Origin of the sequence: Streptomyces sp. NPDC048196 (assembly GCF_040652715.1) — a bacterium.
Classification (GTDB): Bacteria; Actinomycetota; Actinomycetes; order Streptomycetales; family Streptomycetaceae; genus Streptomyces; species Streptomyces siderophoricus.
On sequence record NZ_JBEZMM010000062.1, the window covers coordinates 1 to 12,518 of the forward strand.

Sequence of the window (12,518 nt, forward strand, 5' to 3'; positions counted from 1 at the left end):
TGTTTGGGACGTAAAGCGACAGCAGTCCCAAACACCGGCCCCGCAGGCCCGTCACCGCACCCAACACCCACCCAGCCCGCCGCAGGCGCAACGGCCAGACGCCCCGCGGCGCCGCAGGCAGCCACGTGCGGGGCGCCGCAAAGCGCAACGGCGAGCAAGTCCCGCGGCGGGAAAGACAGGTACGTGCGGGGCGCCGCATAGCGCGCAACGGCGAGCGAGCCCCGCGGCGGGAGAGACGGGTACGTGCGGGGCGCCGCATAGCGCGCAACGGCGAGCAAGCCCCGCGGCGCAGCAGACAGGTACGTAGGGCCGAGGCCAAGCGCAGCGCCCCGCGGCGGGAGAGGCGGGTACGTGGGGGGTCAAAGCTGCCGCAAAAGATGGGCCAGGCGGTCGGCGCGGGAGTGGCCCAGGGCGCGCCATGGGCCGGCGGCCAGGTGGTCCGTCAGGCGCTCGATCGCCTGGTGTTCGTCACGGCCGCGGGCGGTCGCGGTGCCGTCCGGGGTGATCCAGCCGCGCGCGGCGAGGCGATGGCGGGCGTCGCGCCATTCCTGTGCGCTCCAGCCGCGCCCGGCGACCTCGGTGTCGGGCGCGGCCCCGATCGCCGCGACCGACACCAGGGCCTCGCACGGGTCCAGCCCGCACGTCAGCAGCGCCGCCACATGGCCGTCGCCGCGGTGCTCCCGGATGACGGTCGCGGCCTGCCAGAGGACCAGGTGGGGGGCCTCCGGCCAGGGCAGGTCGAGGTTGGCGGCGGCCAATGGGTGGCCGGCCGGGCCGGCGTTCTCGGCGGCCTGGCGCGCGAGCCGGGCCGCCTCCGTGAGCTGAGCGGTGGTCAGCCGGCCGTCGATGAGGGCGGTCAGTGCGCGGTCCATGGCCAGCAGCCGGGCGTCCAGCACCTTGGCCGGTTCCGCGACCGTCCAGATCTGCGGGACGTAGCGGGCGACCAGGCGCGGGCTGAAGGTGTAGAGCGTGGCGGTCACCAGCTCGGGCCCGGCCGCTCCCAGGGGAGCCGTCCGCCAGGCGAAGTAGCTTGGCCAGCGGGAGGCGACGTCGTAACCGAGGTCCGCCGCGACCTGACGGGCCTCGGGCGCGAAGTACAGCAAGGCGTGCAGTGGCTCCAGCAGATGCCACATCCGGCGGGCGACCGAAAGGTATTCCGACATCGCGTTACCTCATGGGCTACGGGTGCGCGCAGACAGGGAGTTGACCGGGGCCGGTCCAACGGGGCCGGGGCGCGGCCGCCGGCCGGCGGCGTGGGGAGGGGCCCGTCGGAACCCCGTGCCGGACGAAAAGCCGTGCGAAATAGTGACTTCCCCGATTACGGCGCGTGAATCTAGCACGCAGAAGGCAACTCTGTGTAGTTGTCGGTGAGTTGGGTCCGTGCTGCGGGCCTGGTGGGCTCGGTCGGTGGCGGTGGGGGGTGAGGTGCGCTTTCGGCCGCGGGTACGAAGGAGACGGCGGCGGGCTCCCGGGGCCGGTGTGACGGCGATCCCGGGCGCGCCGCCGCCGGGGGCTGGGTGGGCGTCAGTGGGCTATTGCTCCGGGTCCGTCGTGGGCGGGTGCCGGTCCGGGTGCCGGAGCAGGGCGCCGATGTGGGCGGCGGCGGCCGACAGGCGGCGGCGTGACTCGCTGAACTGCTCGGGCGTGACGCCGTGATCGCGGGCGGCGTCCCGCAGATCGTCGCGGAAGCGGTCCAGCAGCCGGTCGAAGTCGCGGGCCGGGTCGCCGCTGACCGGCTCCTTCGCCCACTCGGGGGCAGGCGGTGCCGCGGACGCGGTGGGCTGCTGGGGCGGCTCGGTGTCCTCCTTGGTGAGGTCGATGCGTTCGACCGTCACCTGGGAGCCGTCGTCGGGGGCGGACGGTCCGGCGGGGCGGTCCTCCGCGGGCCGTTCGCCGGTGAACCGGCCGACCTCGCGGGACACCTCGGACAGCGCCTCCCGCACCGCGCCCGACCAGTCGCCCGACCGCACCGCCCCCTGGGCCTGGTCCTGGACGCGCTTGATGACCCGCTGGATCTCCTCGCGCGCGAAGACCTGTGCGTCCCGGGCCTGCTTACGGGCGCGCTGTGCGTCCTGGCGGGCCCGCTTGCTCTCCTCCTTGGCCCGCCGGGCCTGTTCCTTCCACTCCTCCTTGGCGCGCCGGAACTCCTCCTTCGCCTGCCGCCAGGCTTCCTTGTCGCCGAAGGCGCCGTCGAAGTAGTCCGAGGCCTCAGGGAACGGGCGTCCGGCGCCCCCCGCGGCACCGTTTTTCCCGCCGCCACCGAGCCTGCCCCCCGTGGACGCGCCCGCGCGGGCCTGCTGGGCGGCCTCGCGCATCTCGCGGCGCAGGTCGCGCGCCGAGCCGTTCACGTCCTCGCGGATGTCGGAGGCCAGCGCGGCGACCGACTCCCTTATCTCCAGTTCCAGATCGGCCAGTTCGCCGCCGCGGTCGGCGAGCTCGGCGCGTCCGGCGTCGGTGATCGAATAGACCTTGCGGCCGCCCTCGGTCGCATGCGTCACCAGGCCCTCGGCCTCCAGCTTGGCCAGCCGCGGGTAGACCGTGCCGGCGGAGGGGGCGTAGAGGCCCTGGAAGCGCTCCTCCAGGAGGCGGATGATCTCGTAGCCGTGCCGCGGGGCCTCGTCCAGCAGCTTGAGGAGATACAGGCGCAGGCGGCCATGGGCGAAGACGGGGGGCATGCTCAGAGCACCTTCTTCTCGGCGGGCGGGTCGGCGGGGGAGTCCTCGTAGGCGGGGCGGCGCAGCAGGGCCAGTCCGCCGGAGATCGTGGTGACCTTGAGGCGGCCGGTGCCCGCGCCCAGCGATCCGGTGATCCTCTTGGCGCCCCACTGGCCGCTGACCCGGAGGTCGTCGAAGGCGTTGGAGACCGTGCCGGTCGTGGTGTTGGCCTCGACCCTGGCGTCGGCCGGGTCGGGCAGCCGGATGGCGACCTCGCCGGAGACCGTGGTGAGGGTGATGTCGGCGCCCTTGCCGGGGTCGAGGTCCAGGACCATGTCGCCGCTGACGGAGTCCGCGCGCACCGCGCCGCCGGCGCCGTCGATCACCGTCAGGTCGCCCGAGACGGAGTTGAACCGCAGCTCCCCCTGGAGCGACTGCACCTCGACGTTGCCGGAGACGGTGTCCGCCCGCACTCCGCCGGTCAGGCCGACCAGGGTGATGTCGCCGGAGATGCCGCGGACGTCCGTACGCCCCGAGATCCCGGAGACCACCGCACTGGCGCCGATCACCCCGACCTCGACCCGGGTGTCGGCCGGCACCGCCACCGAGACCACGGCGCTGCGCTGCCACCCCTTGCGGTCGAGGAACTTCATGAACCCCTTCCAGGGCAGGTCCTCGTACGCGACGGAGAGGGTGCCGCCGTCGAAGGAGACGGTCAGGGGCGGGCCGTGCAGCTCGCTGATCTCCAGGCGTGGGGGGCTGCCGTCGGAGGTGCCGACGACGTTGACCGTGCCGCCCACCAGGCGGACGTTGAGCCCGCGGACGGAGTCCGGGATCTCCAGCGTGCGCGGTGCGGTCACCTCGATCGGATTCTCCGACCACGCGGTCCGGGCTGACATTCCTGGCCTCCCCTGGATAGCCGTGCAACGCAACATATCGCGTCCTCAACAGACACGATATATCGCGGCTTCGGGAAGTCAAGCGGCCCCGACCCTGACCCGTCCCCTACTCGCCCCCTATGTCATCCCTGGTATTTGGCCCTTACGGCGTTCTCTGCGGTGTTCTCCACAGCGCCCTTTGCGGGGGCCTTCGCGGCGGCCAGCGGCCTCTTCGGCGTCCTCTCCGGCGTCCTCGCGCCGTACGGCGTTCCCGCCGCACGGCGCCCCCGCCCCGCCGCCGCTTCTTCCTCGTCCGCCGGCCGCTGTTCGTCCGCCAGCGGCTGCTCGTCCGCCATTCGCTGCTCGTCGGGCAGTCGCCTACTCGTCCGCCAGTCGCCTACTCGTCGTCCTCGTCGTCCAGCCGCGCCAGCCAGGTGGCCAGCCGCTCCACCGGAACCTCAAAGTCCGGGTTCAGGTCGACGAACGTGCGCAGCTGATCGGCCACCCACGCGAGGGTGACCTCCTCCTCGCCGCGCCGGTTCTCCAGCTCCTCGATGCCACGGTCAGTGAAATACACGCGCTCTCCACCAGGGGTCATGGGTCATTCCCGGCCAGGATAGGCAGGCCCACGGACCTCTCGCGCCCCAGCCGCCCGGGGGCTAGCCTGATCACCTGTCAGCGGTCCTGCGGCAATCGGGGAATTGCCGTCCAGGGGGAGCAGGAGGCCGTGATGCAAGATCGCGCACAGCGCATCGAACTGCCCGACGGGACGGAGGTCTGGGCCCGGGTCTCCCGGCTGGACGCCCCCGGACTCGACGGGACCGACCCGCTGCACGGGGACGAGGACGGGGACTTCGAGGACGTCGGCGCCTGGGACGCGCTGGGCGCCCGGGTGGAGGGCCTCCGCGAGGTGATCGGCGGGGTCGCCGCCAGCGTCCGCCAGGCCACCGCACGGGTCGCGCCGCACGAGACCAGCGTGACCTTCGGTGTGGAACTGTCCGCGAAACCGGGCAAGGCGGTCGCCCTGCTCGCCGACGGGGAGGCCAAGACCAACCTCTCCGTCACCCTCACCTGGCGACAGGACCGACAGGACCGACAGACCCGGCAGGGCGAGCAGGACCGGCAAGGTGACCAGGACCGGCAGGGCGACCGGGACCGGCAGCCCGGACAGAACCACGGCGGCGGCGCACCACACCCGGAACCTCCGGCCGCCCCCCAGCCGGTACCTCAGGCGGAAGCTCCGGCCGCCCCCCAGCCGGTACCTCAGGCCGCACCCCCGGCCGTACCGCAGGCGGAACCTCCGGCCGGCCGCCGGGAGCCCGATGACGCGGGCCGCTGATGGCGACCGCCGAGGGACGTACCGCCGGCCGCGGCGACCGTGCCCGGTACGCCCAGCTCCTGGAGCACGCCGGCCGCACCACCGTCGCCCTGCGCGCGGCGCCGGGTGCAGCCGACGCCCGGCTGTGGGGCAGCGGGGTGCTGATCGCCCCGGGATGGGTCCTGACCTGCGCACACGTTCTTGCGGCGAGTGACGGGCGGCGCCGCGAGACCGGTCCGGACGGGGTCTTCGGGGTGGCGTTCGGCGGCCGGGTGGAGCCCGCGCACCTGGTGTACGACCTGAGCCGGCCCGCCCCGGAGGCCGGGCCCGGCGCGGCCCGCGCCGATCTCGCCCTGGTGCGGCTGCTCGACCCGGAGGCCGACCATCCGTGCGCCTGGCTGAGCGACCAGCCGGCGACGCTCCTGGAGGACGCCTACATCTTCCGCGGACACGACAGGTCGGGCGGGCCGGACCCGTTGCCGGCTGCCGGTACCGGGCCCGGGTGCGGCGCCGCCGAGGAACGCGTACTACGTGAGTCGGCGGTGCGCGGGCCGGCCGGGGCGCCGGGCCCGTCGGCCGCCGTGGATCCGTTCATCGCCGTCCGTTTCGGTGCCCGGGACGCCCGGGGGCTCCAGTTCGGCAGCGATGTCCGGGTCAGCCCCGGGGCGTCCGGCGGGCCGCTGATCGACTGTGACCGCGGTGAGGTCGTCGGCATCGTCAAGGGCCGCCACCAGCAGGACCACGTGGGCCTCGCGGTGCCGGTCACCGCGCTGCGCGGGCTGGGCCCGGAGCATCTGGTGGCTGGCGCCGAGGGGCTCGGGCCCGAGCCTTACCACGCGCTGATGGGGCTGCACGACCGCTGGCACTGGACCGGACAGGACCTCGCCCGGGCCGGCGGGCCCACCTGGTTCGACGCGCAGCACGCCATCATGGCGGGCCGCGGCCGCCTCTGGGGCGTCCAGGAGCGGCTGCAGGCCCTGGACCTGCTCGCCCGGCTGCCCGCACCGCGTGACCCGCTGCTCGTCGAGGCGGCGGTCGACGAGGCGCTGGAGCGCGGTGAACGGCCCGGCGCCTGGTCGCTGCGCACCTGGCGGGACGGGCACGGCGCGCTCTATCAGGGCAGCGACCCGTACACGGAACTCCGCGCCTTCGTGCACTACCTGCGCATCGTCGCCCAGCGGACCGCCGACGAGGTGCGGGACGTACCGGGCGAGGAGGCCGCCGCGGTCCGCGGAGCGACGGCCAGGCTCGCGGAGTTCGTCCAGGCCAGGGCGGTCGTCCTGCAGCCGCAGGACCGCCGCCGGATAGGCCCGGTGCGCCGCCGCCCGCGCTCCGTCCTCGTCGAGTTCGAGCCGCTCTTCTACGACGAGAACGGCCATGAGCTCTACAACTGGTCGGTCAGCGAGGGCTACGGCCGGGGGCAGTGGCTGCGGGTGGACGTGCAGGAGTCGGCCGGCGGGGTGCCGTTCGAGGAGGCGCGCGAGCAGGTGCTGCGACGGCTCGGCGGGCGGCTGCTGCGGGCCGACGGGGACGCCGGGCCGGGCGCCCGGGTGCGGCTGGAGGTGGCCGTCCCCGAAGGGCGCTGGGACACCGCCGCCGGCCACTGGGAGGTCGCTGCGTCGACCCGGCGCACCGCCCGGCGGCGGCCGGTCGGTCCCGGCCGGGCCGTGGTCCTGCGTGACCAGGGCCGGCGTGAGGAGGTCGATCCGGCCTGGTTGCGCCGCTGGCAGGGCATGACCGCGGCCCCCGCGCTGACGGCGTTGCGCATCCCGCCCACGGGCGCCGGCGTGCGCCCCGGTGGCTCCGCCGAAAGGGTCTGGCGGCTGCTGGAGACGGCGGAGGACGGGGCGCTGCCCGCGCTGTGCCGGACGGTCGCCGACGGGTTCGGCCGGGACGCGGTCGGGGTGGCCCTGGACACCGGCTTCCCGGCCGGGCTGTGGCCGGCCCGCGGCCACGGCGAGGAGCGGGAGTGCGACGCCGCCTGCGAGGAATTCCACCGCGGCGTACGGGAGTTGCTCCAGGGCTCGGGCGGCCTGGTCCGGCTCCCCGAACTCGTCCGGCAGCTGCGCGCCAAGGCCGCCGAGGCGGCGGAGGAGGGCAGTCACTGGGCGCGGGACCTGATCCTCCTCTACGACGACCCGGAGGACCCGCTGCCTCCGCTCTTCCCGGACCGGCCCCAGGTGTCCCCGGGGTGAGCGGGGGAGTGCACGACGGTGTGCGCCGGGTGGCCGATGCCGTGCCCCCCTTCCGTGCCCCCGCCCGGCGCGCAGCGCCCCGCCTGCGACCCGCGAGACCGGAAACCGCCCCGTGCGCTTCCACAGGGATGGGTACTGTCATAGCTTCGTGGAAGACTTGTTCGTGGACGATGTGGCGCAACGACGCGACGGCGGACGGCAGTTCGGCGTGGCCCGGCTGCGTGCGCGTGACGATGTGAGCGGGACGACGTGAGGGTGCGCCGCGCGGTGGCGCGATGACGTGACCGAAGGTACCGACCCGTCCGGCGACGAGGAGTTCCGACGTGAGCGACTGGCTCATCTACCGTGGCGCGGGAGCACCGCACGACGGAATTGAGCACCTTCCGCCGCCACCCCCTTGGCGTGATTTCGACGGCGGCCCCCTCGTGGCGCCGCCGGCCGCGCTCGACCCCGCCTCCGAGCGCAGGCTCGGCGTGCAGCACCGCGAGGCCAGCCACCACCGCCCCGGCGAGACCGAGCGCGAGCTGGTCAACGCCGCGCTCTACCTGCGCCGGCCGCTGCTGGTGACCGGCGCCCCGGGCAGCGGCAAGAGCACCCTCGCGCATTCGGTCGCGTACGAGCTCGGCCTCGGCCGGGTGCTCAGCTGGCCGGTGGTCAGCCGCAGCACGCTCCGCGACGGCCTGTACGACTACGACGCCATCGGCCGGCTCCAGGACCTCCAGATCGCCCGGGCCGCCCCGTCGCCCGCCGCGGACGGCGCCGCCGGAGGGGCCGACGACGACGGCACCGGCGAACCGGGCGGCGGGATCGGCCGCTACATCCGCCTCGGCCCGCTCGGCACGGCCCTGTTGCCGGCCGCCCGGCCCCGGGTCCTGCTCGTCGACGAGCTCGACAAGAGCGACATCGACCTGCCCAACGACCTCCTCAACGTCCTGGAAGAAGGCGAGTTCCGGATTCCGGAGCTGGAGCGGCTGGCCGGATCCGCGCCCGAGGTGGCGGTGCTCACCGACGACGGCGCGCGGGTGACGGTCCGCGGCGGCCGGGTGCGCTGCCACGCCTTCCCCTTCATCGTCCTCACCAGCAACGGGGAGCGGGACTTCCCGGCGCCCCTGCTGCGCCGCTGCATCCACCTCCACATACCGGCGCCCGACAAGGAGCGGCTGGCCGCCATGGTGCGGGCCCACTTCGGCGAGGGCGCGGCCGAGCGCTACGCATCCGTGATCGACCGCTTCCTGGACCGCGAGCCCGGTGATGTACGCGCCGTCGACCAGCTCTTCAACGCCATCCACCTCACCCAGAAGGCCGGCTGGACGGACCAGGACGAGGAGGAGACCCGGCGGCGACTGACGGCGGAGCTGATGCGGCCTCTCGATCGGACGAGGTGAGTGCGGTGCCCCTCGGGGAGCCCGGTCCAGGCCCCCTCGACGAGTTGGTCGCCCGGCTGACCGCGGCGGGGCTGCCGCCCGATGCCCGGGGCATGGCCGACGCCCTCTGGCTCGCCCAGTGGATCACCCCGGACCCGTCGCCCGCCGAGGGGACGGACGGGGGCGGCGCGGCGGGTGGGGCCGACGGTGCCGACGGGGCCGGAGCTGGCGGTGCCGACCGCCGTCCCGACCATGCGGATCCGGCCACTTTCCGGGTAGGGCCTCCCGTCTCACCGGGCCTGACGGGCGGGAAGGGAGCGTCCTTCGACGGCGACCGCTCCCCGGATCCGGCCGCCGGCGAGGCCGCGTCCGCCGCCGCCCTCCGGGAGGCCGCCCGGCGCCGCGTCGCGGACCTGCTGCCCGCCCGGCCCGAGCCGAGCACCGACCCGGACCGGTACCGCCTCGGCGAGGTCGCGGTCCCGATCGCCTCCGCGTTCCCCGGACTCCTGCCGCTGCAGCGCGCCCTGCGGCCGGTCCAGCGCTACCGCCCGCCGGCCGCCCCGGCCCGCCGCAAGCTGGACGAGCGGGCCACCGCCGAACTCTCCGCGCACGCCGAGATGGTCATCCCGGTGCTGCGCGGGGTGCACCGCCGCACGGCCGGGCTCCGGCTGCTGATGGACGGCTCGTCCTCGATGGCCGTATGGGAGCAGATGCTGCACGACCTGCGCCAGGTCTGCGAGCGGGTGGGCGCCTTCCGGGACGTCACGGTCCACTACCTCCATCCGCACGGCGCGGACGTCGGCGTCACCGCGGCCCCCGGCCCGGGCCGCCCGCTGCGCCCCGCCGACCAGCTGCACGACCCGACGGGCCACCACCTCACCCTCGTCGTCAGCGACTGCGCCGGCCCCCTCTGGCGCGACGGCCGGATGCAGCGGCTGCTCTACCGCTGGGCGGCCGACGCCCCGCTCGCCGTCGTCCAGCCGCTGCCGCAGCGGATGTGGGGGCGGACGCTGCTGCCCGCCGTCGCCGGCACCCTGGTCCGGCGCCAGGGCCCGTACCAGCCCCTCGACTTCCGGCCCGCCCGGCGCCGCCGCCGGCCCGTCCCGCCCCCGGGCACGGAGACCGGGCCGCCGCGCGAGCGCGCCGTCCCGGTGCTCGCCGCCACCCCGTCCGCGCTGGGCTCCTGGGCCCGGCTGGCCGCCGCCGACGCCGGTCTCTCGCTGCGCGGCGCGGCCTCCGTCGTCCGCGCCGACCACGGCGCCGAACCGCACTCCGGCCCGCCGCCCGCCCCCGGGTGCGGCGAACCGTCCCGGATGGTCCGGGAGTTCGACCGGCAGGCGTCGCCGGCCGCCCGGCTGCTCGCGGTGCACCTCTCGGCGGTGCCGCTCGCGCTGCCCGTCATCCAGCTCGTGCAGCGCGCGATGCTGCCGCAGACCGGGCCGGCCGAGCTGGCCGAGGTGCTGCTGAGCGGGCTGGTCGCCCAGGTGCCGCCGGAGGAGTTCCCGCCGGGGGAGCGCGCCCCGGGCGCCGGACCGCCGGAGGAGCAGCTCGCCGCGACCGGCCCCTGGTACGATTTCGTGCCCGGCGTACGGGACGAACTGCTCGCCCGGCTGAGCGCGGGCGAGGCCGCGCTGGTGCTCAAGCACTGCTCGCTCTACATCGAGCGCACCTTCGGGCGCAGCGCCCGCAATTTTCCCGCGGTCGCGGTGGCCATGCTCTCCGGCAGCGGCCGGGAGCCGGAGACCGGCCGGCGGGCGGTCCCCGAACCGTTCGCCCGGGTCTCCGAACGCGTACTGCGCCGCTTCGAACCGGCGCTGCGCCCGCCCGACCGGCGGCCGTACGCGTCCGACGGCCCGGGGGCGGAGGGCGCCGCCCTCCTGGAGCGCTACGAACAGGGCCGCGCCGTCCGCGATCTGATCGAGGCGGTCCGGCTGCTGCGGGCCGCCGCGGAACGCCTCCCTCCGGCCGGCACGGACCTCGCCCGGGCCCTGCTGCACGCCTGGGCGGAATGGCGCCAGCCGGACGCCCTGGAGGAGGCGGAACGGGCGGTGCGCGCGGCCGAACGTGCCCTGGGGGCGGCGCCCCTCGCGGACACCGCGGAACGCGACGCCTCCCGGCACGACTCCCGGGACGGCTCCGGAGACGACTCCGGGCACGGCTCCGGGCACGCCTCCCGGGACGACGACGCCGGTGCGGCCGAGCGGACCCGTGTGCTGATCGTGCTCGGCCGGGTCGCCCACGCCCGCGCCCGGGAGCGCCGCGCCGCCGGTGACCCGGCCGGGGAGCGCACCGCGCTCGCCGAGGCGGCCCGCCAACTCGACGCCGCCTGCGGCCTGATGAGCCTGCTCGACCCCCGGGTGCTGGAGAGCATGGTGCTGCGCACCGAGGTCCTGCGCCGCCTGGCCGCCCTGCCGGCGACGGCCGCGGTGCCGGCGACGGCCGTCCCGCCGGGAACGAGCAGCTCGCCCGGACGGGGCGCCTCGCCCGGAGCGGCCGCCTCGCCCGCAACGGCCGCCACACCCGAAGCACCTGCCACCCCCGAAGCGCCCGCCGCACCGGAGCCGGACGGCACCCCGGGGCCACCGCCGCCCGCGGACCCGCTCGACGAGGCGGAGTGCTCCCTCACCACGCTCCTCGACCGCTGGCCCAGCGGGGAGCAGGTCCCCGGCGAGGTCCATGCCGCCCGCGGCGGGGTGCTGCTCGACCAGGCCCACCGGGCCGCCGCCCGCCGGCCCGAAGAGCCCGGCGCGGCCCGTTCCGCCGAGGAGCTCGCGGTGCGCGCCGCCGACGACCTCGACACCGCCACCGTCCTGCTGCGCCGCCGCGGCAGCACCGCCGACCGCCTGGTGTGCGAGACGCTGCTCGACCTCGCGGCGGCCCGCCGGCTGGGCGGTGGCGCGGCGCTGCCGTCCGTGCTCCCCACCCTGGAGCGGGCCCGGGCGATCGCGCAGGCCCTCGGCGACCCGGTACTGGAGGCCGACAGCCTGCGCCGGATCGCCGCCGCGCAGCGTGCCGTTCACACCCGTACGGGTGCGCTCGCGGCCCTGGACGCGGCGATCGAGGCGCTGGCCGCCGCGCTCCGGCTGACCGCCCCCGACACCCCCGTACACAGCTCGCTGCTCGCCGAACGCGGTGCCGCGCTGTTGCTGCGGGCCCGCCAGGAGCCCGCGGAGGAAGCAGGCCGGCGGCTGGCCGACGAGGCGGTGCACGTCCTGCGCGAGGCGCTGGCCAGGGTCGCGCCGCAGGACCCCGACCTCGGCAGTCGTCGGCTGCTGTTCGGCCGGGCGCTGCGGCTGCGCCACGAACGCCGGCCCTCGGTCGCCGATCTGCACGAGGCCGACTGGATCCTGGAACTGGCCGCCCGGGGCGCCGGGGTGCCGGACGTGGTGTGTGCCGAGGCGTGGATCGAGGTCGGCGACGTGCAACTGCTGCTGGACCGCCGGTTCGGCTCCCGCGAGCGCCACGACCGCGCCGCCGCCTGCTACCGCCGTGCCGCCGCGGCCGCCGGCCGGGCCGGCAGCGCCCTGCTGGCCGCCCGCGCCCACCACCGCCGGGGCGAGGTCCTGGAAGTCACCGCCGGCCCCCGCTCCGCGCTCCAGGCCTACCGCGAGAGCTGGGAACACTGGCAGCGCACCGCCGCCGACCCCGGCCCCGAGGCGCAGCGCACCCGCGACCGGATGCGCGCCCTCGCATCCCCCGCCTGAGCCCCCGGCACCCCCGGCCGGCCGCCGCCGCCCGCACGTGTTTCCGTGGACCGGAGTCCGGGAACACCCCCGTCCAGCCGGCCAGAGGAGAGCAGCGTGGCGAACACCCCCCGCACCGAACCGGCTGTGGCCGCCCCGCCCGGGCCGTCGGCCGAGCCGCTGCCGGATTTCGCGGCGGTCGATGTGGGTTCTCTGGCGGCGCGCACGGACCATGCGGTGCTCGGCGAGGTCGCGGCCCTGCTGCTGCGCAACTGGCCCAGGGGGGACGAGGCCGTGGCGTACTACGAGGACGGCCCCGGCAACTGGCTGCGCTGAACGGCCGGACGGACGTCCTGCGCGCCGCCCGGGTACGCGGGCACCGATTTTTGGGCAAACGCGCACGGAAACCGGCCAGTTGTCCGGACG

The 12,518-nt window shown here is 75.9% G+C and carries 10 protein-coding genes; 5 read left to right on the top strand and 5 right to left on the bottom strand.

The window, feature by feature from the left end:
- Positions 1 to 359: 359 nt before the first annotated feature.
- From AB0E02_RS34625 to AB0E02_RS34645, 5 genes are all read right to left on the bottom strand, one after another.
- Positions 360 to 1,163, bottom strand: a complete 804-nt coding sequence (locus AB0E02_RS34625) for a hypothetical protein (RefSeq protein WP_362147187.1) — start codon at positions 1,161 to 1,163, stop codon at positions 360 to 362.
- A 369-nt stretch (positions 1,164 to 1,532) separates the two neighbouring features.
- On the bottom strand, positions 1,533 to 2,675 hold the full coding sequence (locus tag AB0E02_RS34630) for a helix-turn-helix transcriptional regulator (RefSeq protein ID WP_362147190.1): 1,143 nt from the start codon (positions 2,673 to 2,675) through the stop codon (positions 1,533 to 1,535).
- Between the two features lie 2 nt (positions 2,676 to 2,677).
- Positions 2,678 to 3,553 carry a DUF4097 family beta strand repeat-containing protein gene (locus AB0E02_RS34635; protein WP_362147193.1) on the bottom strand — a complete coding sequence of 292 codons (876 nt, stop codon included), beginning with the start codon at positions 3,551 to 3,553 and terminating at the stop codon, positions 2,678 to 2,680.
- 122 nt (positions 3,554 to 3,675) lie between these two features.
- Positions 3,676 to 3,888: a hypothetical protein gene (locus tag AB0E02_RS34640; RefSeq protein ID WP_362147196.1), complete on the bottom strand. Its 213-nt coding sequence runs from the start codon at positions 3,886 to 3,888 to the stop codon at positions 3,676 to 3,678.
- 41 nt (positions 3,889 to 3,929) lie between these two features.
- The gene (locus AB0E02_RS34645; RefSeq protein WP_030415955.1) at positions 3,930 to 4,109 is read right to left on the bottom strand and encodes a DUF6104 family protein; all 180 of its coding nucleotides are present in this window, start codon (positions 4,107 to 4,109) and stop codon (positions 3,930 to 3,932) included.
- Positions 4,110 to 4,262: 153 nt separating this feature from the next.
- On the opposite strand from AB0E02_RS34645, the gene AB0E02_RS34650 reads away from it, so the two are divergent.
- The 5 genes from AB0E02_RS34650 to AB0E02_RS34670 all read left to right on the top strand — a co-directional run bounded on the left by AB0E02_RS34650 (position 4,263) and on the right by AB0E02_RS34670 (position 12,428).
- Positions 4,263 to 4,871 (top strand): CU044_2847 family protein, encoded by a 609-nt coding sequence (locus AB0E02_RS34650; protein ID WP_362147199.1) that lies wholly within the window; start codon positions 4,263 to 4,265, stop codon positions 4,869 to 4,871.
- Positions 4,871 to 7,045 (top strand): trypsin-like peptidase domain-containing protein, encoded by a 2,175-nt coding sequence (locus AB0E02_RS34655; protein WP_362147202.1) that lies wholly within the window; start codon positions 4,871 to 4,873, stop codon positions 7,043 to 7,045. The genes AB0E02_RS34650 and AB0E02_RS34655 overlap by 1 nt, the downstream gene beginning before the upstream one ends.
- Positions 7,046 to 7,368: 323 nt before the next feature.
- Positions 7,369 to 8,430, top strand: coding sequence for a MoxR family ATPase (locus AB0E02_RS34660; RefSeq protein ID WP_362147204.1), 1,062 nt, complete (start codon positions 7,369 to 7,371; stop codon positions 8,428 to 8,430).
- 5 nt (positions 8,431 to 8,435) lie between these two features.
- Complete coding sequence (locus AB0E02_RS34665; protein WP_362147207.1) at positions 8,436 to 12,113, top strand: SAV_2336 N-terminal domain-related protein; 3,678 nt, start codon at positions 8,436 to 8,438, stop codon at positions 12,111 to 12,113.
- 96 nt (positions 12,114 to 12,209) lie between these two features.
- Positions 12,210 to 12,428 carry a YxD-tail cyclophane-containing RiPP peptide gene (locus AB0E02_RS34670; protein WP_362147210.1) on the top strand — a complete coding sequence of 73 codons (219 nt, stop codon included), beginning with the start codon at positions 12,210 to 12,212 and terminating at the stop codon, positions 12,426 to 12,428.
- Positions 12,429 to 12,518: the final 90 nt, after the last annotated feature.

Bases quoted from the DNA above. Each gene is read 5' to 3' on its own strand.
- AB0E02_RS34625 (WP_362147187.1), bottom strand. From the start codon at position 1,163: ATGTCGGAATACCTTTCGGTCGCCCGCCGGATGTGGCATCTGCTGGAG.
- AB0E02_RS34630 (WP_362147190.1), bottom strand. From the start codon at position 2,675: ATGCCCCCCGTCTTCGCCCATGGCCGCCTGCGCCTGTATCTCCTCAAG.
- AB0E02_RS34635 (WP_362147193.1), bottom strand. From the start codon at position 3,553: ATGTCAGCCCGGACCGCGTGGTCGGAGAATCCGATCGAGGTGACCGCA.
- AB0E02_RS34640 (WP_362147196.1), bottom strand. From the start codon at position 3,888: ATGGCGGACGAGCAGCCGCTGGCGGACGAACAGCGGCCGGCGGACGAG.
- AB0E02_RS34650 (WP_362147199.1), top strand. From the start codon at position 4,263: ATGCAAGATCGCGCACAGCGCATCGAACTGCCCGACGGGACGGAGGTC.
- AB0E02_RS34655 (WP_362147202.1), top strand. From the start codon at position 4,871: ATGGCGACCGCCGAGGGACGTACCGCCGGCCGCGGCGACCGTGCCCGG.